We start from the raw sequence: 19,152 nt of genomic DNA, 5'->3' as shown, positions 1-19,152 counted from the left end.
CCTAGCTGGCTAGCTCCGTTAGCAGATCCGGCTGGCGTGCGACGGCCAGCGCTGCGACCTCGCCGACGACGATCAGCACCGGACCGTCGAGGTGGCCGGGGATCATCTCGGCCAGTCCGGCGAGTACGCCTGTGAACAGCCGGGCCTCGGGCCGGCCGGCGTTCTCGACCGCCAGGACCGGGGTCACCGCCGGCCGGCCCGCAGCCAGCAGCCGCTCGCGGATCTCTCCGGCCGCCGCGCCGCCCATGTAAATCGCCAACGTCGCCTCCGGATCGGCGGCGGCCCGCCAGTCCTCAGCCAGGCTTCCCTGGTCCAGCCGCGCCGTGGTCAGCACCACGCGCCGCGCCTGGCCGCGATGGGTCAACGGGAAGCCGAACTGCGCCGCCGCGGCTGCAGCAGCGGTCACCCCCGGGATGACCTGCGCCTCGATGCCGGCCGCCTGCAGCGCCGCCATCTCCTCGCCGACCCGGCCGAACACCGACGGATCGCCGCCCTTCAGACGCACGACGTTGAGGCCGCGCCGCGCCAGCCGCACCATCAGCCGGTTGATCGTCGTCTGGGCCATGCTGGTTCGCCCGGCCCGCTTGCCGGTCTGGATTTTCAGGCAGTTGGCCGGCGCCAGGTCGAGGATCTCCTGCGGGACCAGGGCGTCGTAGAGCAGCGCCTGGGCCTCGCCCACCGCCCGCGCCGCGCGCACTGTCAGCAGATCGGCGGCGCCGGGTCCGGCTCCGACGAGCAGAACGCGTCCGGGGTCATGCGGCATGGCGCACCTCCTTGCTTTGGGTCTGGGCGATGATGCGGGCGATCTCAGGCCGGCAGGACCCGCAGGACGAACCGGCGCCCGTAGCCTCGCTGACGGCGTCGACCGTGCCGGCGCCGGCCTCGATCGCCGCGCCTATCTTGTCGGCCCGGACGCCGCGACAGGCGCAGACCAGCGGCGCGCTCTCGACCGCCCGCCCCGGAGCCCGCCCGATCAGTAACGCCGTGCGGTCGAGCGCACCCAGCGCGTCCTTGGCGAACAGCTCGGTCAGCCAGTCGCGCGGCGGCAGCGCGCCGCTCGTGGCCGTGAACAGCACCCGCTCCAGCGCCTCGCCGGCCAGATACGCTTCGCGCAGGCTGCCGGCGGCGGCGTCCTCGAAGCGCAGCGGTTCGCCCGTCGCGCCTTTGCTTAGCGCACGGCGCAGCGCCTCGCGCTCGGTCTCGTCGCCGCGCCCGGCGAACTCGTGCAACTGGCAGCCATGCTGCGGGATGCGCCGCCAGACGAGATCGAGTCCGGCCGGAGGCGACCAGCCGTCTCGAGCGATGAAGAAGCCGCGCCAGGTCTCGCGGTAGGGCCTCACCCGCGCCGGCGTGTGTTTGAACTCCGGCTGACCCGACTGCGGATCGACCGCCGCGGCGACCAGAGGGTTGGCCCGGCCGCTAGGCGCGAAGGCCTGCGTCCAGTGCATCGGCATGAAGATCGCGCCCCGCCGCTGGCGATCGCTGATCTTGGCCAGCGCGACAGCTTCGCCCTGTGCGGTCTGCACCCGCGCAAGCGCCCCGTCGATGACGCCCAGCCCCTCGGCGTCGGCCGGATGCATTTCGACATAGGGCTCGGGCGTGTGGCGGCAGAGGTCGGGGGCCAGCCCCGTCCGCGTCAGCGTATGCCAGTGATCACGCACCCGGCCGGTGTTGAGCGCCAACGGGAACGACGGGTCGGTCGCCTGCGCCGGCCCCTTGGCCTCCGTGACCACCATCCGCGCCCGGCCGTCCGGCGTCTGGAAGACGCCGTCCTCGAAGAGGCGCGCCGTGCCGCCGGTCGCCGTCACCGGCCATTGCACGGGCTCCAGCGCCTCGTAGGCCTGTGGCGTCAAGCCCGCCAACGGCCCCAGCGACAACGTCCGGCCCTGATTCTCGTAGTTGGTCAGTCGCGCCCACTCGCGGAACACCTGGGCAGGCGAGCGCCAGTCGAAAGCGTCGCGATGGCCCATCGCGCTGGCGACGTCGGCGATGATGCGCCAGTCGGCCCGCGCCTCGGCCGGCGGATCGAACAGCCGCCGCTGACGCGAGATCCGCCGCTCGGAGTTGGTGACCGTGCCGTCCTTCTCGCCCCAGGCCAGGGCCGGCAGCTTCACATGCGCGAAGTCCATGGTGTCGGTCTGCGCCATGCAGTCGGAGACCACCACGAACGGGCACGCGGCCAGCGCCGCGCGCACCTTGCCGGCGTTGGGCAGGCTGACCGCCGGATTGGTCGCCATCACCCACAGCGCCTTGATCTTGCCGTCGGCGATGGCGTCGAACATGTCGATCGCCTTCAGGCCCGGGCGCGGCGCGACGTCCTGTGCGCCCCAGAACCGCGCCACGCGAGCCCGCGAGACGTCGTCGAAGTCCATGTGCCCGGCCAGGGTCGTGGCCATGCCCCCGGTTTCGCGCCCGCCCATGGCGTTGGGCTGGCCGGTGATCGAGAACGGGCACGCGCCCGGCTTGCCGATCCGGCCGGTAGCCAGGTGGACATTGAGGATCGACAGGCCCTTCGCTACGCCTTGCGCCGACTGGTTGGCGCCCATCGAGAACAGGCTGACCGTCCGCGGCGTCTGGGCGAACCAGTCGAAGAACGTTTTCAGATCGGCCAAGGGCACGCCGCAGTCGGCCGCCACCGTCGCCGGCGACTGATCGTGCTGAGCCAGCGCCGCCTTAACCTCGGCGAAGCCAGAGACGTGAGCGGCGACATAGGCGGCGTCGACTACTCCGCGCCGGTCGAGCTCGGCCAGCAGGCCGTTCCACAGCCGCACGTCGCTCTGCGGCGCGAGCGCCAGATGCAGGTCGGCGACCTCGGCGGTGTCGGTGCGGCGCGGATCGATGACCACGTGCCGCTGGCCGCGCGCCTTGGCCTGCTCCATCCGCCGGAACAGCACGGGATGAGTCCAGGCCGCGTTGTGGCCCGAGAACACCACCAGGTCCGCGAGATCGAGGTCCTCGTAGCAGCCGGGCACGAGGTCGGCGCCGAACGCCTGCTTGTGAGCGACGACCGCCGAGGCCATGCAGAGCCGCGAATTGGTGTCGATATTCCCGGAGCCAATGAAGCCCTTCATCAGCTTGTTGGCGGCGTAGTAGTCCTCGGTCAGCAGTTGGCCCGAGACGTAGAACGCTACGGAGTCCGGCCCGTGCCGCGCGATCGTCTCGCGAAAGCGCCGGGCGACCAGGGCCGTGGCCTCGTCCCAGCTCGCGGCCCGGCGGCCGATCATCGGACTCAACAGCCGCCCGTCCAGCCCGACCGTCGCCCCCAGCGCCGAGCCCTTCGAGCACAGTCGCCCGAAGTTCGACGGATGCGACGCATCGCCCGCGACCTCCAGTATCCGTCCCTCGGCCCGCCCGGCGACGCCGCAGCCGACGCCGCAATAGGGGCAAGCCGTGCGAACTGCGCCCCCGCTCATCGCTTCAGCTCCGTCCCAGCAGCAGGCGGCCGTCGCGGACCTCCAACGGTACGACCGGCGTGCAGCCCTTGCCGCGGTCGGCGCCCATCGGCTCGCCGCTCGCCAAGTCGATCGACCAGTTGTGCAACGGGCAGGCCACCGCATGGCCGTGGATAATGCCCTGGCTCAGCGGCCCGCCCTTGTGGGGACAAGCGTCCTTCAGTGCGAACACCTTGCCGTCGCCGGTCCGGAAGATGGCGATGTCGCCATCCGGGGTCGGCACCCGGCGCGCGCCGCGTAGCGGGATATCGGTCACCGCCCCGACGTCGGTCCAAGCGATCGGATCTTTCACCAGCACGTTCATGACGGCGCGAACTCCATACGGCGGCTAAGCGGGTTGAACTCTTCGGCGTGACGGCCGGCGACGCGCTCGGCCCAGGGGTCGATGCGCGAGAAGCGCTGCGAGTAGGCGAACCGGTCGTAGAGCGCCTTGCGGGCCTCGGGATCCTCGACCTGGGCCTTGATGCTCTCCAGGCCGACGCGGGCCATCCACTTGTAGATCCGCTCCAGGTACCAGCCGTTCTCCCGGTAGAGCTGGGTCACGGCGCAGATCGTCCAGACCGCCTCGTCCTCGGTGACGACCTTGGTCAGCACCTCGGTCCCCTGGATGTGCAGGCCGGCCGCGCCACCGACGTGAATCTCGTAGCCGCTGTCGACGCAGATCACCCCGATGTCTTTGCAGGTCGCCTCGGCGCAGTTGCGCGGGCAGCCGGAGACGGCCAGCTTGACCTTGGCCGGCGCCCACGAGCCCCACATGAACTTCTCGAGCCGCACGCCCAGGCCGGTGGAATCCTGGGTTCCGAACCGGCACCAGTCGGAGCCGACGCAGGTCTTCACCGTCCGCAGGCCCTTGGCGTAGGCGTGGCCGCTGACCATGCCGGCCGCGTTGAGGTCCGCCCACACTGCCGGCAAGTCGTCCTTGCGGACCCCCAGCAGGTCGATGCGCTGCCCGCCGGTCACCTTCACCGCCGGCACGTCGAACTTCTCCACCACGTCGGCGATGGCCCGCAGTTCGGCGGCGCTGGTCATGCCGCCCCACATCCGCGGCACAACCGAATAGGTGCCGTCCTTCTGGATGTTGGCGTGGGCGCGCTCATTGATGAACCGCGACTGCTTGTCGTCGCGATACTCGCCTGGCCACGCGCAGAGCAGGTAGTAGTTCAGCGCCGGCCGGCACGAGGCGCAGCCGTCAGGCGTCGTCCACTCCAGCCCCTGCATGGCGGCTGGGATCGACTTCAGCCCCTCGGCGACGATACGTCGGCGGACCTCGTCGTGGCCCTTGGGCGTGCAGCCGCAGACCGGCTTGGGGCCCGTCTGCGCCTGGAAGCCGTCGCCCAAGGTCAGTTTCAGCAGCTTTTCGACCAGCGGCGTGCAGGAACCGCACGATGCCGACGCCTTGGTGACCGCGCGCACCGAATCCAGGGTGGACAGCCCCTGCCCGGTGATCGCGCCGGTGATCTCGCCCTTGCAGACGCCGTTGCAGCCGCAGACCTCGGCCTCGTCGGCCATGGCGGCAACGGCGGCGCTAGGGTCCAGGCCTCGAAGGCCCTCCGTCACGCTCTGGCCGAAGATCAGGGTTTCGCGGATGTCGGCGACCTGCGCCCCCGACTTCATCAGGTCGAAGTACCAGGGCCCGTCCGCCGCGTCGCCGAACAGCACCGCGCCGGCGACCTTGCCGTTCTCCAGCACGACGCGCTTGTAGACCCCGCGCCCGGCGTCACGGAACACGATGTCCTCGCACTCGGCGCCGCCCCCGAACTTGCCGGCCGAGAACACGTCCACGCCGGAGACCTTGAGCCGGGTCGAGAGCACCGAGCCTTCGTACGCGCCCTCGCCCTGGGTCAGGGTTTGGCCGAGCGCCTTGCACATCTCCCAGATCGGCGCGACCAGGCCATAGCATTGGCCCCGATGCTCGGCGCACTCGCCGACCGCCAGGATCGCCGGGTCGGAGGTGCGCATGGCGTCGTCGACGATGACGCCGCGGCCGATTTCGAGACCGCTGTCGCGGGCCAGCGCGACGTTTGGACGAATGCCGACCGCCATCACCAGGATGTCGCACGGCAGGACCCGCCCATCCTTCAGCTTCAGCCCCGCGACCTTTCCATCCTGTCCGACGATCTCCTCGGACTGGGCGCCGAGCACCGTGTCGACGCCGCGCTGGGCCATCGCCTCGACCAGCAGGAAGCCGGCGGAGGCGTCCAGCTGCCGCTCCATCAGCACGTCCATCAGGTGGATGACGGTCGCCGCCATGCCGCGGCGGACCAGGCCATAGGCCGCCTCAATGCCCAGCAGACCGCCGCCGATCACCACGGCCTTCGCGCCCGGCTTAGCGGCGGCCGCGACCATCGCTTCGACGTCGTCGAGGTCGCGGAAGGTGACTACGCCTTTGAGCTCGGCTCCCGGCAGCGGCAGCCGCACCGGGTCCGAACCCATGGCCAGCAGCAGCCGGTCATAGGGTTCGGCCAGTCCGGAGGCGGTGCGGACCACCTTCGTGTCGCGGTCGATCTGGGTCACCGCATGCCCGGCGTGCAGGGCGATGCCGTTGTCGCGGTACCAGGCCTCGTCGTTGAGGACGATGTCCTCGAAGGCCTTCTCCCCGGCCAGCACCGGCGAGAGCATGATCCGGTCGTAGTTCACCCGCGGCTCGGCGCCGAAGATGGTGATCTCGTAGCGGTCCGGGTCGCGCTTGAGCACTTCCTGCACCGCCCGGCAGCCGGCCATGCCGTTGCCGATGACGACGAGCTTTTCCTTGGGCATCGTAACGCTCCGGTCACAGAGGAAATCAAAGGCGAAGCGGGGCGCCGGCGGCCTGCGCGCCCCAGGTCTGGCGCCAACGCGCCTTGACCCCGGTCAAGCAAGCCAGGGCCAGCAGGGCGAGCCCTGCGAAAGCCAGCAGGCCGGGCTGGTAGCTGCCGGTCGCCTGTTTGGCCCAGCCGAGGCTGGCGGCGAGATAGAAGCCGCCGATCCCGCCAGTCATGCCGACCAGGCCGGTGACGACGCCGATCTCCTTGCCGAACCGCTGCGGCGCGAGCTGGAACACCGCGCCGTTGCCGGCGCCCAGCGCCATCATGCTGAACATCAGGACGCCGAGCGCGATGTAGGGATTGGCCGCCTCGAAGCTGGCCAGGGTCAGGCCGACCGCGGCCAGCATGTAGACGACCGTCAGGGTGCGGACCCCGCCGAAGCGGTCGGCCAGAGCTCCGCCGACCGGGCGGATGAACGAGCCGGCGAACACGCAGGCGGCGGTGAAGAATCCGGCGGTCACCGCCGACAGGCCGTACTCGGAGTTGAAGTAGATGGTCAGCGACGATGACAGGCCGACGAAGCCGCCGAATGTCACGCCATAGAGCAGCATCAGCCACCAGGCGTCAGCGGTGCGCAGCACTCCGAGGTACTCCGAGAGCTGCTTGGGCGGCGGACGGTTCGGCGCGTCCTTGGCGAAAATCAGGTAGACCACGAACGCGACCGCCAGCGGCAGCACCGCCAGGCCGATGACGTTGGTCCAGCCGAAGGTCTGGGCCAGGCCCGGCGCGAACAGCGCGGCCAGGGCGGTGCCCGAGTTGCCGGCGCCGGCGATCCCGAGCGCCAGGCCCTGGTGCTCAGGCGGATACCAGCGCGAGGCCAGCGGCAGGGCGACAGCGAACGATGCGCCGGCCACGCCCAGCACGACGCCGAGCATCAGCACCTGGTCGTAGCTGTTGATACCGAGGAACCAGGCCAGCCCCAGGCCCGCCATCACGATGACCTGGCCGATCAGGCCGGTCTTCTTGGGACCGATGTGATCGACCATCACCCCGGCGACCAACCGCAGGAGCGCGCCGGACAGCACCGGAATGGCGACCATAAACCCCTTCTGGCCGGGGTCGAGGTGCAGCGTCTTGGAAATGGCGACGCCCAGCGGGCCCAGGATCACCCAGACCATGAAGCTGAGGTCGAAATAGAGGAACGCCGAGAGCAGGGTCGGCGTGTGGCCCGACTTGAGGAATGAACGACTCAGCATGGCTGGTTGGCCCCGTGCAGGAATGAACGGAAGCGGCGGCGTCGCCGAAGGCGGAGGTCCGCCCGTCATCGGGCGGTTTTCCAGGGGCCGCGAACGCCGTTGTCCTGAGGCCGAGACCAGGAGACCCCGGCTCGGCGGGGGCGTCATCTGCAAATCAAACGCAGATGGCGAGCTCTTTGCTGCAGCGCAAAATCTTGGCGCCGTCCCAGAGCCGTGATCGGATTTTAGGCGTTCTGGCCGGCGCGAGCCGCCTCATAGAGATCCAGCCGGTACACCTGCCCCGCCACCGACGAGGCCTCGGCGTCGGCCGCGACCTGTCCCCAGCGCGCCATCTGGCCCAGTAGCCAAGCGGCCTGGGCGGGGCGTGGGGCGTTGGCCCCGTCGCGGTGGAAGATCACGTCGTCCAAGCTGGTCGCGATGGCGGCGCGCGGGGCGTCCACGTACGGCTCCCGGGCCAGCAGGCTCGACAGTTCGCCGCGATGCTCGGGCGCGTCGCACCAGGCCGCCGCCGCGATCAGCGCCCGCAGCAGCCGGTTCAGGATCTCGCCGTTTTCCTCGCCCCACTCCTGAGTCACGCCCAAGACCTTGTCCGGCGCCTTGCCCCACAGCTGCGAAGCGCGCACCGCCACCCGTCCCGCTCCGGAGGCGACGGCGACGCTGCTCCACGGCTCCCCGGCGCAGAAGCCCTCGATCACGCCGTCGGCGAGCAAGTCGGCCATGCGCGAGGGTGCGGCGACTGTCAGGCGGATGTCGTTGTCGGGGTCGACGCCCGCCGCTGCCAGCCAGTCGCGCAGCAGGTAGTTGTGCACCGAGTACGGATAGACGACGGCGAACGTCAGCGGGCTCGCCCCCTCCTTGCGCCGTCGCGCGATCAGCTTGGCCAGCGCCACCGCCTCGCCGTTCTCGCCCGGGGCCGCGGTCAGCCGTGTGGACAGCGTCACCGCCGCGCCGTTCAGGTTCAACGCCATCGGCGCGATCATCGGCGTCGGCTCGCTGCCCGCCCCCACGGTCGCAGCCAGCGCCAGCGGCGCCAGCATGTGGGCGCCGTCCAGCGCCCCGACCGCCACCTTGTCGCGGATCGTCGCCCACGACACCTCGCGGCTCAGCTCAACCTTCAAGCCCTCCGCCTCGAAGAACCCACGCTCCTTGGCGATCACCAGGGGCGCGCTGTCGGTCAGGGGCACGAAGCCCAACCTCAGGACCTCGCTGCGGCTCATGCGCCGTCTCCCTTCAGCACGCCCGCGAAGGCCAGCAGATCAGCCGCCACCGCCCCCAGCGGCCGCCCCGTGTCCATGGACAGCTTGCGGAGCAGCCGATAGGCCGCGTCCTCTTCCAGCCCGCGTTCTTTCATCAGCAGCGCCTTGGCCCGCTCGACCGTCTTGCGCGACGCCAGATCCGCCTTGGCCCGATCTAGATCCTGGCGCAGTTGGTTCATCAGCTGGAAGCGGGTCATCGCCACCTCCAGGATCGCCCGCACCCGGCCGACCGCCAGGCCGTCGACGATGTAGGCAGCGACTCCAGCGCGAACCGCCTCCTCCGCCAAGCCCGGTTCCGACCGATCGACGAACATCACCACGGGGCGTGGATTGGCCAGGCTGGTCTCGCGCAAGCTCTCCAGCGTGTCGCGATCGGGACTGTCGGCGGCGACGACCACGACGTCGGGACCGAAGCGGGCGACCTCCGCCTCGTCGAACACGGAGGCTCGCCGCACTTCCAGCGGCTCCACGCCGGCCAGGCCCTCGGCGACGAGGGCGGCCCGGGCGGGATCAGGATCGATGACGAGCACGCGCATGCCGCTCGACTAAGAGCGACATGGGGCGCTTGAGCAGGGGGCGAGGCGTACGCTTGTTGTTTGCAGCATTGAAACGCCCGGCGATCGGTCAGCCGGCGCCCGGTTTCTCGGCAGAATCCTCGCCAGGCATGCACGCCAACAGCGCATCACGCTCGCCTAACGTGTTCGCTCCACGGATTCGCGCCGTGACGTCCTGAGGGCATGCCGGCCGCGCCAGCCCAGCCCGTTCGGCCAGTCGGCCCAGCGGCCAGCCCGCTTCAGCCCCTGGCGGTACCGCGGAGAGGCTCAGGACCATCGGCAGATGCAGGCCGTCATAGGCCGCGCCTGGCTCGTCAGCCGCGAGCAATGTAGCCAGGTCCGCCGCCTGCAAGGTCGGTGCGTCGACAGCGAGCACGAGCGCTCGCGTACAGCCCGCCTCGTGCAACGCGCGGGCTCCGGCCAGCACGCCCCCGACCGGCCCGCCAAGCGGCGGCTCGTCGCGCACATGCGGCAGACCGTGCGAGGCGCCGCCGACGGTGATCACCGGGTTTGCTCCCACGGCCGCAGCCAGGGCCGCGACCCGCTCCACCGCGCTCGCTCCGCCCCAGATCTGCGTCGCCTTGTCGGCGCCCATCCGCGTGGAGCCGCCGCCCGTCAGGATCATCGCCCCTAGGACCGGGGTCATCTGGCGCGCGGCCCTAGCCGCACTTGACCTCTTTCACGATCCCGGTGGCCGCATCGTAGAAGAAATTCAGCCGCCGCTCGTTGAAGTCCATGGTGACCGGACAGGTCGTGCAGGCCACGCGCTGTAGGTTCGGCTGCACCGGCACCGGGATCTCCGAACGCGGGCGGCCGACGTACTTCTGAGCGGCTTCCGCGCCGCAGTGATCCGGCTCCTTCGGCTGCGGCGGCGGGGCCGGGGCAGGCTTCGGCGGCGCCGGCGGCGGCACCGGCGGGCTGTCGGCGCAGGCCGACAGGGCCATCAGGGTCACGCCAAGGATGATGAACGTCTTCATGCCTGCTTCTCCCATCCCCTCTCTTGTTGCTTCCAGTAGACCGCGGGATGCCCCTTGGATTTCACCGTCTTCCACTGGCTTCGCGCCACCGCCAACTGGGCCTCGTCGCGCCCGTCGAAGACGATCATGCATCGGGCGTAGCCGGCAAGGTCTCCCGGATCGGCGCCATCGACCACGAACAACACGTCCGCGCCGTTCGGATTGTCCATCGCCGTGGTCAGCAAGATCGGCTGGCGCGCCGGTTGCGGTTCGTCGGCGGTCCCGTGCGGCAAAAAGCTGTCGTCGCGATAGGCCCATAGCCAGCCATCCAGGTGCTCGATCCGCTCCGCCTCACGGGCGCGCACGATCGCCTTCCAACCGCGCCCGAGCGTGCGCTCGAGCAGATCGGGCAAGACCTGGTCCAGCCCGGAGCGCTCGAGGTGGTAGAACCAGACTTCGCAGGGCGCTTCGCTCACGCGCCCGCCTTCAGTCCCAGAAGTCGCGTCAGGGCCAGCATGCCGTTGGTCACCTCCGCCGGGTGTGTGGCCATGGACAGATGATGTAGATCGCGCCGCAGGGTCGGCCAGCCCAGCCGTCGCGCCTCTCCCGCCTCGCGTTCGTAGGCCTTCGAGAGCCGCAGGAAGCCCCAGCCCACGTCGCTGGGCAAGTCCGTCTGCGGCGCCGTCTCCTCGAACCAGGCCATCGGCGTGGCGGCCAGTTCGCCGATGAAGCGCTCGCGAACCGGGCCCTCCGGCAACAGGCTTTCCAGCGCGCCGGGTGGGAACCACTGATCCCAGGCCGGAATCATCCCCTCCTCCGCCTTGGATTTCAGGCTCGCCACCAGGCCGTCGCCCGCCGTCTCGAACCAGCAGCGGCCCGGATGGGGCGGGATGGCGTCGACATAGAGCACGCCGCGCACCTGGCCCTTGGCGGCCGCGACGATCGCGGGCGCGAGCCCGCCGGCCGCCGAGTGAACGGCCAGCACGAAGGGGCCGCCCTGGCTCAGCACCTGGGCCGCCACTGCCTGGGCCGCGCTTTCGTAATAGGGCGCCGCCAGCGCCGCCATCGGCGGGATCACCGGGCGCGTCGACTCGATCCCCCGAGCCGCCAGTTCGGCCGCGACCGGACCCCAGGCCGCCGGGCCCGTCAGCGGGCTATGAAGCAGGATGAATCGCATGGGAGTGTTCTAGCTCAGATGCTCCGTCACTGGGGGCTCTGAGATAAAAGGCTGACGGAGGGGCTCAAACCCCTCCGTCGCGCGGGCCTCAGCCCTCGTACTTGTCCTGAACCATGCGGTTCAGAAGCCGCACGCCAAAGCCGGTCGCGCCGTCCGGGATGGTCGGGACGGTCGAGGGCTTCTTCCAGGCGGTGGAGGCGATGTCCAGGTGCGCCCAGGGCACGTTGTTGACGAAGCGCTGGATGAACAGCGCCGCGGTGATCGAACCGCCCGGCCGACCGCCGGTGTTCTTCATGTCGGCGATCATCGAGTCGATGTTCTTGTCGTACTGGGCCGGCAGCGGCATGCGCCACAGCGGCTCGCCCTCGGCGCCCGAGGCCGCCAGCAGATTGGCCGACAGCTCGTCGTTATTCGAGAACAGGCCGGCGTAGTCGTTGCCGAGGCTGATGATGATCGCGCCGGTCAGGGTGGCCAGGTCGACCATGAACTTCGGCTTGAAGCGGTCCTGGCAGTACCAGATGGCGTCGGCCAGCACGAGGCGGCCTTCGGCGTCGGTGTTGATGATCTCGATGGTCTGGCCCGACATCGAGGTGACCACGTCGCCGGGGCGCTGGGCGTTGCCGTCAGGCATGTTCTCGACCAGGCCGAGGATGCCGATGGCGTTGACCTTGGCCTTACGGCCGGCCAGCACGTGCATGAGACCGGCCACGGCGCCGGCGCCGCCCATGTCCCACTTCATGTCTTCCATGCCGTCGGCCGGCTTGATCGAGATGCCGCCGGTGTCGAAGCAGACGCCCTTGCCGACGAAGGCGATCGGCTGGGCCTTTTTGTCGGCCGCGCCGTACCACTTGATGACGGCCAGCTGGCTTTCGCGGGCGCTGCCCTGACCGACGCCGAGCAGGCTGCCCATGCCGAGCTTTTCCATCTCGGCCTCGCCGAGGATCTCGACCTCGAGGCCGAGGGTCTCCAGCGCCTTCACGCGGCGGGCGAACTCGGCCGGGTACAACACGTTCGGCGGCTCGGAGACCAGGTCGCGCGAGAACGCCACCGCATCGGCCAGCGCGGCCAGCGGGGCGAAGGCGGCCCGCGCCTTGTCGGCGTCGGCGGCGACGATCTGGGTCTTGGCGATCGACGGCTTCTTGTCCGCCGGCTCCTTGGTCCGGTAGCGATCGAAGCGATAGGACGCCAGCCGCACGCCCAGGCCCGCGTGCGCCGCCGAGCCGCCGGCCGGCAGCTCCACACGCAGCGTCGTCAGGCCAGAGGTCTTCACCGCATTGTAGGCGCTCGCCGCGGCATGTTCAGCGGCCACGTCATCGAAGCCGTCCTTCTTGCCGCCACCGACCAGCAGGATGCGGCTTGCAGCGCCGGCGGCGCCCAGCACGTCCAGGATCTGGCCCTTGGCGCCGGTGAAGCGTTGGGCGGCGGCCGCGCGCGCCAGGGCCCCGCCGGCCTGGGCGTCGGTCTGGCCGGCAGCGCCGTCCAGGACCGCGCCTTCGAACACCACCAAGGCCAGGGCGCTCTTCTCGGGAAGCGCCGCGCCGACCGCGATGAACTCGATCTCCATAAGTCTCGAACTCCGAATAGAATTGGGCCCGCGCCCACCTCGCTCGAAAGCTTGGCCGTTCTTGCGGCGGTTGTGTGACGCGGCGACGCATGATTTAGAGCAGGTTCACGCCAAGGGCGCGCAAAATCCCCGGCCGAACCCCACTTTTCTGCCCATGCTGCTGATCGATCGCTATCTGCTCCGCCAGCTCCTCGGACCGGCCGTGCTCGCCACGGGCGCGCTGGCGGCTGTCGCCCTGCTCTCGCAGAGCCTTTCAGCGCTGGACCTCATCGTCGGCCAGCAGCAGAGCGCGCTCGTCTTCGCCAAGGTGACGCTGCTGGCCATGCCGCAGTTGGTCAACATGGTGCTGCCGATCGCCGTGTTCGTCGCCGCCCTGGTGTCGCTGAACCGGCTGCACACCGAACAGGAGATCGTCGTCTGCTTCGCGGGCGGAATGAGCCGCTGGCGGGTGATCTCGCCGGGCATTCGGCTGTCGGCGATGATCGCGCTGCTGGCGCTGGTCATGAATCTCTGGATCCAGCCGCTGGCGGCGCGCGAGATGCGCGAAACCCTGTTTGAGGTGCGCACAGACCTAGCCTCGACCCTGATCCGCGAAGGCGAGTTCACCAATCCGGCCCCCGGCCTGACCGTCTACGCGCAGTCGGTCGACCCCACGGGCCTGATCCACAACCTCTTCATCCATCAGGAAAAGGACGGCGGCGGCGCCACCACCTACACCGCCGAGGAAGGCCGCCTGGAGAAGCGCAACGGCAAGCCGGTGCTGACCATGCATCGCGGCTCCATGCAGGAGTTCGACAAGGCCGACGTCCTGAACTACCTGACCTTCGACGACTACCCGTACGAACTCGCGCCGTTCATGCGCAGCGACGAACTGATCCATTTCAAGCCGTCGGACCGCTACCTTCACGAATTGCTGTTCCCGGACCTCACCCAGGACTGGGAAAAGCGCAATCAGCTGAAGCTGCTGGCCGAAGGTCATAACCGTATCGCCAGCCCGCTCTACAACATCGCATTGATGGCGCTGGCCTTCGCCGCGATCATCGGCGGCGGTTTCAGCCGCATGGGCTATGGCCGGCGCATCGCAATCATGAGCGCGGTGGCCGTCGGCTTCCGGATCCTCGGCTTCGTCGTCCAGGCCGCCTCCGAGGAAGCAGCCTGGCTGAACGTACTGCAGTACGTCGTGCCCGTGGTCGCCACCTATGTCGGGCTGCGCGGGATCTTCCGCGAAAAAGTCTCGCGTTTCATCGACATGCGCCTGAAACCTCATCGGATCAGCCGTCATGGGGAGGCCGCCGCATGATCGGCGCCGGCAAGCTCGAACGCTACGTGATGGGTCGCACCCTGGCCGGCGTCGGCGCGGCGCTGGCGGTGATCTCGGCGGTGATCATCCTGGTCTCCTTCGTGAACCTCTCGCGCGAGGTCGCGGTGCGCGCCGACGTCGGCGTCGCCCAGTTGTTCGGGCTGACCCTGCTGCAGACGCCGTCCGTCGTGCTGCTGCTGCTCCCGTTCGTGTTCCTGTTCGGCGGCATCGCCGCCTATGTCGGCCTAAATCGCCGTTCGGAGCTGGTCGCCATGCGCGCGGCCGGGGTCTCGGCCTGGCGCTTCATTCTGCCGTCGGCGGCGGTCGCCTTTCTGATCGGCGTCGCCGTGGTGCTGGTGTTCAACCCGCTCGCCGCCTCGTTCAGCGCCAGATACGAATCCAACCGCGCCAACCTGATGGAGAACTACCTGACCGACGCCCCCAAGGAGGTGTGGCTGCGGCAGGGCGACGATCGGACCCAAATGGTCATCCACGCCAAGCAGCGCGACACCGAGCAGGGCCGCGTGCGCCTGCGCTCGGTCTCGGTCTTCGTCTATCAGAAGGATCGCGCCGGCCGTCCGGAGTTCAAGCGCCGGCTGGAAGCGGCGGAAGCGCAGCTCTTTCCCGGCTATTGGAAGCTCTGGGACGTGCGCGAGGCTAGCGCCGGCGAAAGCTCGGTGCGCTCGGACTCGCTGTCGATCCGATCCACCCTCGACGTAGAATCGGCCATGGAGCGGTACGCCGCCCCGGAATCCGTAGCCTTCTGGCGTCTGCCGGACGCCATCCGGCTGACCGAGCAGGCCGGCTTCTCGGGCAACGGCTACCGGCTGCGCTTCCAGCAGTTGCTGGCGACCCCGGTGCTGTTCGCGGCCATGTCGATCCTCGCCGCCGCCTTCTCGCTGCGCCTGGCGCGGCTGGGCGGGCTGGCGGGCCTCGCCGGCGCCGGTGTCGGCCTCGGCTTCATCGTATTTTTCTTCAATGAGTTTGCGGGCGCGCTCGCCGGCGCCGACATCATCCCGCTGTTCGCGGCCGCCTGGGCGCCGCCTGTGGTGGCGCTGCTGTCGGGTCTTGCACTGCTCTGTTACACCGAAGACGGTTGAATCGCCGGTCTGACCGGCTATGCATCACGCTTCAGGGTCCGCGCGAGGGGAGTTCATGAGTCTCGGCAGGCGTTCAGCCTCAGCCAAGCGCGGCCTGCTTGCAGGCGCAGCGCTGATGGTGTTCTGCGGCGCGGCCCAGGCGCAGGAGGCCGCGCGCGTGGCGCCGGCCTCTCCGGACGGCCTGGCGCCCGGCCAGCTCTACATGGAAGCTGACCTGGTCATCCGTGACGACAAGAACAAGATCACCACGGCCAAGGGCGAGGTCGAGGTCCGCTATCAGGGCCGCACCCTGCATGCTCAGGAACTGATCTACGACGAGGCCAAGGGCCTGATCCGCGCCCGCGGCGACACATCGATCATCAATGCCGACGGATCGGTGCAGTACGCCGACGAGATCGTCCTCGACGATGAGATGAAGGCCGGCGTCGCGACGGGATTCTCCTCCCGTCTGCCGCAGAACGTAAAGATGGCCGCGGCCAGCGCCGTGCGTCGCTCCGACACCATCAACGAGCTGAACCGCGCGATCTACACCCCGTGCGATATCTGCGCGCCAGACACCAAGACCGCCAAGGCCCCGACCTGGTCGATCAAGGCCGACAAGGTGGTCCAGGATAAGGAGCGCCAGCTCGTCTACTATCGGAACGCCGTCATCCAGGTGAAGGGCGTGCCGCTCATCTACCTGCCGATCTTCTGGCACCCGGACCCGCAGGCGCAGCGCAAGTCGGGCCTGCTGCCGCCGGAAATCTCCTTCTCGGATCGCCGCGGCGTCTCCTATGAGCAGCCCTATCTTTTCGTGCTGTCGCCATCTTCAGATTTGACGCTAAGCCCTCAAATCAACACGAAAGTTAACCCGCTGCTGAACGGGAAGCTGCGCAAGCGGTTCTATTCGGGCGGGCTCGAAGCGCGGTTCGGCTACACCTACGACGACGACATCGCCGCACCCCAGGGCCAGAGCGGCGACGAGACTTCACACAGCTACATCCTGGCGTCCGGCGCCTTCGCCATCAACGACAAGTGGCGCTGGGGCTTCACCGCCGAGCGAACCTCGGATGACCTGCTGTTCGACAAGTACGACATCGGCGGCGTCTACGAGGCCCGCGGCCCCTACGTCGCCGACGACCGGCGCCTGATCAGTCAGGTCTATACGATCCGCGAGGATCAGCGGTCCTACTTCTCGGCCGCGGCCTTCACCATCCAGGGCCTGCGTCCCGACGATAACGATCGCACCTTCCCGATCGTCGCCCCGCTGATCGAGTCCCGCTGGGAAGCCGAACCGGCGGTGCTGGGCGGCCGACTGCGCGTGCGCGCCAGCGCTGTCGCCCTGACCCGGGACCAATCGCCCATGAACGCGCCGCCGGAACGGCTCGACGGTCTCGACAGCCGCCGCGCCACAGGCGAGGTGGACTGGCGCACGACCTTCGTCTCCAAGACTGGCGTGGTGGTCTCGCCCTACGTCCAGGCCCGGATCGACGCCTATTCGATCGACGACAACCTCCAAGGCGTGCTGTCGAATGGCTCGCGCTCGGACAGCCTGATGCGCGGCCTGGGCGTCGCTGGGGCTGATGTAAGCTATCCTTTCTTCAAGCGTTACAAGAGCTTCACGGCAGTTCTTGAACCAATCGTCCAGGTGGCCTTGTCGCCCGACGTGAAGCAAGTCGTGCTCGGCTACGATACGACCGGCGCGCCGATCTATCTGAACGAAGATGGTCTCGCCTTCGAGTTCGATGAGACCAATCTCTTCCGGCCCAACAAATTCCCAGGTTACGACCTCTATGAGGACGGCATTCGGGCCAATGTGGGCGGACGGGCCTCGATCCTTTGGGATGACGGCCGTCGGGCAAGCGTCCTGGTCGGCCGCTCGCTGCGCACCGAAGACAACGACGTCTTCACCCAGGCCAGCGGCCTGCGCACCAAGTCCTCCGACTGGATCGTCGCGGCCTCGGCCGAACCGGTCCGCGGACTTTCTCTCTTCACGCGCGCTCGCCTGGATTCAGACGACCTGGCCGTGGCCCGCGCCGAGGCCGGAGCCAACGTCAACTCCAAGTGGGGCTTCGGCTATGTCCGCTATCTGCGCGACCGCTCCAGCCCCATCGCCACCGACACCAACGGACGGGTGGAGAACCTGGACCTCGGCGGCGAAGTCTATCTCACCAAGAATTGGTCGCTGACCGCCTACGGCAACCGCGACCTGCAGGCCGACGCCTGGGTGGTCCGAGACATCGGCGTGGCCTATCGCGACGAGTGTCTGCGCCTCGACGTCTACTATCGGCGCGAAGACGCCATCGGCAATCGCCTCGGCGCGACCGAGTCTCTCGGGTTCCGCCTAACCCTCGCCACATTGGGCGAACCGATATATGGCAACTGACAACCGCGGCCGCCCCGGTGCGCCGCCCGCTACGGCTACGCTAAGGAAGACCTCATCCATGATCCGCGCGCGTAAAGTCACGGGCCTTGCGGCGCGCGGCGTCGCCTTGGCCGCCGCCTTCGCCGCCGCGGCTGCGCCGCTATACGCGTTCGCCCAGGCCCCTGCCGCCGCTCCGGCCGCCGCAGCGCCTGCGCCAACTGCTGCGCCGGCGCCCGCTCCTGCGCCGCGCGGCCTGACTGAATCGGTCGCGGCCGTCGTCAACGACGACATCATCTCGACCTATGACCTGGCCCAACGGATGCGCCTGCTGATCGCCACGTCAGGCATCCAGCCGACCCAGCAGAACATCGCCCAGTTCCAGCGCGAGGCCCTCGTCTCGCTGGTCGACGAGCGCCTGCAGATCCAGGAGCTTCGCCGTCAGGAGAAGGAACAGAAGATCTCGTTGATCGCCGACTCCGCCGAGGTCGACGAAGAACTGACCGACATGGCCCGCAACAACAACATGTCGCTTGAGCAGTTCACCAACTCGCTGGCCGGCCAGGGCATCGGCGCCGCCACGCTGCGCGACCAGGTTCGGGCCCAGATCAGCTGGCAGCGGTGGATCCGCGGCCGTTACGGCTCGCGTCTCCGCGTCGGCGAGGATCAGGTCAAGGCCGTGCAGCAACGCATGGCCGCGGCGGCCTCCAAGCCGCAGTACCAGATCAGCGAAGTCTTCATCGACGCCAACCGCGTCGGCGGCATGGAGACTGCCGTCAACGGCGCCACCCAGCTGATTTCCCAGATGCAGCAAGGCGCGCCCTTCCCGGCCGTCGCCCGGCAGTTCTCGGCCTCGGCCACGGCGGCCAACGGCGGCGACGCCGGCTGGGTGACCGCGGGCGAGATGGCGCCGGAGATCGACGCCGCGCTCGACCAGATGCGGCCCGGCCAGCTGTCACAGCCGATCACGGTGCGCGACGGCGTTTACATCATCTTCCTGCGCGACAAGCGCTCCGGCGCCGCGGCCTCGGTCGTCCACCTGAAGCAAGCCGCTGTCGCCCTGCCGCAAAGCGCGACCGATGCGCAGGTCGCCGCCGCCACCGCCACGCTCGAAACCGTCCGCGGCCAGATCACCGGCTGCAGCGACATCGAAGCGAAGGCCGGTCGGGTCAACGGCGTCGTCGCCGGCGACCTCGGCGAGACCGAGATCAAGGACCTGGCGCCCGCGTTCCGCCAAGCGATCGAAACCCTGGAAACCGGTCAGATTTCGGGGCCGATCCGCACGAACGCCGGCCTCCACATCCTGGCGGTCTGCGGCAAGCGCGCCGGCGGAGCCGAAAGCCTGACCGCCGAGCAGATCGAAAGCCGGCTCTATGGCCAGCAGCTCAGCATGATCGCCCGCCGCTACATGCGTGACCTCCGGACGTCGGCGACGATCGAGACCCGGTGACC

At 69.1% G+C, this 19,152-nt stretch carries 16 protein-coding genes; 4 read left to right on the top strand and 12 right to left on the bottom strand.

Annotation, left to right across the window (positions count from 1 at the left end; all coding sequences use genetic code 11):
• Nucleotide 1 precedes the first annotated feature (1 nt).
• The 12 genes from cobA to C0481_RS07350 all read right to left on the bottom strand — a co-directional run bounded on the left by cobA (nucleotide 2) and on the right by C0481_RS07350 (nucleotide 12,959).
• Nucleotides 2–763: a uroporphyrinogen-III C-methyltransferase gene (cobA, locus tag C0481_RS07405; protein WP_293402195.1), complete on the bottom strand. Its 762-nt coding sequence runs from the start codon at nucleotides 761–763 to the stop codon at nucleotides 2–4.
• Complete coding sequence (locus tag C0481_RS07400; RefSeq protein ID WP_293402193.1) at nucleotides 753–3,413, bottom strand: nitrate reductase; 2,661 nt, start codon at nucleotides 3,411–3,413, stop codon at nucleotides 753–755. Before C0481_RS07400 ends, cobA begins: the two co-directional genes overlap by 11 nt.
• A gap of 4 nt (nucleotides 3,414–3,417) precedes the next feature.
• Nucleotides 3,418–3,756, bottom strand: coding sequence for a nitrite reductase small subunit NirD (gene nirD / locus C0481_RS07395; RefSeq protein ID WP_293402191.1), 339 nt, complete (start codon nucleotides 3,754–3,756; stop codon nucleotides 3,418–3,420).
• Nucleotides 3,753–6,209: a nitrite reductase large subunit NirB gene (gene nirB / locus C0481_RS07390; RefSeq protein ID WP_293402189.1), complete on the bottom strand. Its 2,457-nt coding sequence runs from the start codon at nucleotides 6,207–6,209 to the stop codon at nucleotides 3,753–3,755. The genes nirD and nirB overlap by 4 nt, the downstream gene beginning before the upstream one ends.
• 25 nt (nucleotides 6,210–6,234) lie before the next feature.
• A complete protein-coding gene (locus C0481_RS07385) occupies nucleotides 6,235–7,452 on the bottom strand; it encodes a nitrate/nitrite transporter (protein WP_293402187.1) in 1,218 nt (405 codons plus the stop codon).
• A gap of 224 nt (nucleotides 7,453–7,676) precedes the next feature.
• Nucleotides 7,677–8,669: a CmpA/NrtA family ABC transporter substrate-binding protein gene (locus tag C0481_RS07380; protein ID WP_293402185.1), complete on the bottom strand. Its 993-nt coding sequence runs from the start codon at nucleotides 8,667–8,669 to the stop codon at nucleotides 7,677–7,679.
• Nucleotides 8,666–9,244 carry an ANTAR domain-containing protein gene (locus C0481_RS07375; RefSeq protein WP_293402183.1) on the bottom strand — a complete coding sequence of 193 codons (579 nt, stop codon included), beginning with the start codon at nucleotides 9,242–9,244 and terminating at the stop codon, nucleotides 8,666–8,668. Before C0481_RS07375 ends, C0481_RS07380 begins: the two co-directional genes overlap by 4 nt.
• Nucleotides 9,245–9,332: 88 nt before the next feature.
• The gene (locus C0481_RS07370) at nucleotides 9,333–9,887 is read right to left on the bottom strand and encodes an NTP transferase domain-containing protein (protein ID WP_363223278.1); all 555 of its coding nucleotides are present in this window, start codon (nucleotides 9,885–9,887) and stop codon (nucleotides 9,333–9,335) included.
• A 34-nt stretch (nucleotides 9,888–9,921) separates the two neighbouring features.
• On the bottom strand, nucleotides 9,922–10,239 hold the full coding sequence (locus C0481_RS07365; RefSeq protein ID WP_293402179.1) for a peptidase inhibitor I78: 318 nt from the start codon (nucleotides 10,237–10,239) through the stop codon (nucleotides 9,922–9,924).
• Complete coding sequence (locus C0481_RS07360) at nucleotides 10,236–10,694, bottom strand: DNA polymerase III subunit chi (RefSeq protein WP_293402177.1); 459 nt, start codon at nucleotides 10,692–10,694, stop codon at nucleotides 10,236–10,238. The genes C0481_RS07365 and C0481_RS07360 overlap by 4 nt, the downstream gene beginning before the upstream one ends.
• Nucleotides 10,691–11,395, bottom strand: coding sequence for a hypothetical protein (locus C0481_RS07355; RefSeq protein ID WP_293402175.1), 705 nt, complete (start codon nucleotides 11,393–11,395; stop codon nucleotides 10,691–10,693). The genes C0481_RS07360 and C0481_RS07355 overlap by 4 nt, the downstream gene beginning before the upstream one ends.
• Nucleotides 11,396–11,483: 88 nt before the next feature.
• Nucleotides 11,484–12,959 carry a leucyl aminopeptidase gene (locus tag C0481_RS07350; protein WP_293402173.1) on the bottom strand — a complete coding sequence of 492 codons (1,476 nt, stop codon included), beginning with the start codon at nucleotides 12,957–12,959 and terminating at the stop codon, nucleotides 11,484–11,486.
• 154 nt (nucleotides 12,960–13,113) lie between these two features.
• On the opposite strand from C0481_RS07350, the gene lptF reads away from it, so the two are divergent.
• Genes lptF through C0481_RS07330 form a run of 4 tightly spaced genes read left to right on the top strand, consistent with a single transcriptional unit; the run spans nucleotide 13,114 to nucleotide 19,150 of the window.
• On the top strand, nucleotides 13,114–14,259 hold the full coding sequence (gene lptF / locus C0481_RS07345; RefSeq protein ID WP_293402171.1) for an LPS export ABC transporter permease LptF: 1,146 nt from the start codon (nucleotides 13,114–13,116) through the stop codon (nucleotides 14,257–14,259).
• Nucleotides 14,256–15,359: an LptF/LptG family permease gene (locus C0481_RS07340; protein WP_293402168.1), complete on the top strand. Its 1,104-nt coding sequence runs from the start codon at nucleotides 14,256–14,258 to the stop codon at nucleotides 15,357–15,359. The genes lptF and C0481_RS07340 overlap by 4 nt, the downstream gene beginning before the upstream one ends.
• Before the next feature lie 55 nt (nucleotides 15,360–15,414).
• Entirely contained in the window at nucleotides 15,415–17,724 is a 2,310-nt protein-coding gene (locus C0481_RS07335; RefSeq protein ID WP_293402166.1) for an LPS-assembly protein LptD, read from the top strand.
• A gap of 58 nt (nucleotides 17,725–17,782) precedes the next feature.
• Nucleotides 17,783–19,150, top strand: a complete 1,368-nt coding sequence (locus C0481_RS07330) for a peptidylprolyl isomerase (RefSeq protein ID WP_293402164.1) — start codon at nucleotides 17,783–17,785, stop codon at nucleotides 19,148–19,150.
• The last annotated feature ends 2 nt before the right edge of the window (nucleotides 19,151–19,152 follow it).

This window comes from Phenylobacterium sp. (assembly GCF_013822795.1).
Lineage (GTDB): Bacteria > Pseudomonadota > Alphaproteobacteria > Caulobacterales > Caulobacteraceae > Phenylobacterium.
This window is presented reverse-complemented; position numbering and strand designations above follow the sequence as displayed.

Coding starts and splice junctions, on each gene's coding strand:
- C0481_RS07375 (WP_293402183.1), bottom strand. CDS start 9,244: ATGCGCGTGCTCGTCATCGATCCTGATCCCGCCCGGGCCGCCCTCGTC.
- C0481_RS07335 (WP_293402166.1), top strand. CDS start 15,415: ATGAGTCTCGGCAGGCGTTCAGCCTCAGCCAAGCGCGGCCTGCTTGCA.
- C0481_RS07365 (WP_293402179.1), bottom strand. CDS start 10,239: ATGAAGACGTTCATCATCCTTGGCGTGACCCTGATGGCCCTGTCGGCC.
- C0481_RS07400 (WP_293402193.1), bottom strand. CDS start 3,413: ATGAGCGGGGGCGCAGTTCGCACGGCTTGCCCCTATTGCGGCGTCGGC.
- C0481_RS07380 (WP_293402185.1), bottom strand. CDS start 8,669: ATGAGCCGCAGCGAGGTCCTGAGGTTGGGCTTCGTGCCCCTGACCGAC.
- nirB (WP_293402189.1), bottom strand. CDS start 6,209: ATGCCCAAGGAAAAGCTCGTCGTCATCGGCAACGGCATGGCCGGCTGC.
- cobA (WP_293402195.1), bottom strand. CDS start 763: ATGCCGCATGACCCCGGACGCGTTCTGCTCGTCGGAGCCGGACCCGGC.
- C0481_RS07370 (WP_363223278.1), bottom strand. CDS start 9,887: ATGATCCTGACGGGCGGCGGCTCCACGCGGATGGGCGCCGACAAGGCG.
- C0481_RS07350 (WP_293402173.1), bottom strand. CDS start 12,959: ATGGAGATCGAGTTCATCGCGGTCGGCGCGGCGCTTCCCGAGAAGAGC.
- lptF (WP_293402171.1), top strand. CDS start 13,114: ATGCTGCTGATCGATCGCTATCTGCTCCGCCAGCTCCTCGGACCGGCC.
- C0481_RS07340 (WP_293402168.1), top strand. CDS start 14,256: ATGATCGGCGCCGGCAAGCTCGAACGCTACGTGATGGGTCGCACCCTG.
- C0481_RS07385 (WP_293402187.1), bottom strand. CDS start 7,452: ATGCTGAGTCGTTCATTCCTCAAGTCGGGCCACACGCCGACCCTGCTC.
- nirD (WP_293402191.1), bottom strand. CDS start 3,756: ATGAACGTGCTGGTGAAAGATCCGATCGCTTGGACCGACGTCGGGGCG.
- C0481_RS07330 (WP_293402164.1), top strand. CDS start 17,783: ATGATCCGCGCGCGTAAAGTCACGGGCCTTGCGGCGCGCGGCGTCGCC.
- C0481_RS07355 (WP_293402175.1), bottom strand. CDS start 11,395: ATGCGATTCATCCTGCTTCATAGCCCGCTGACGGGCCCGGCGGCCTGG.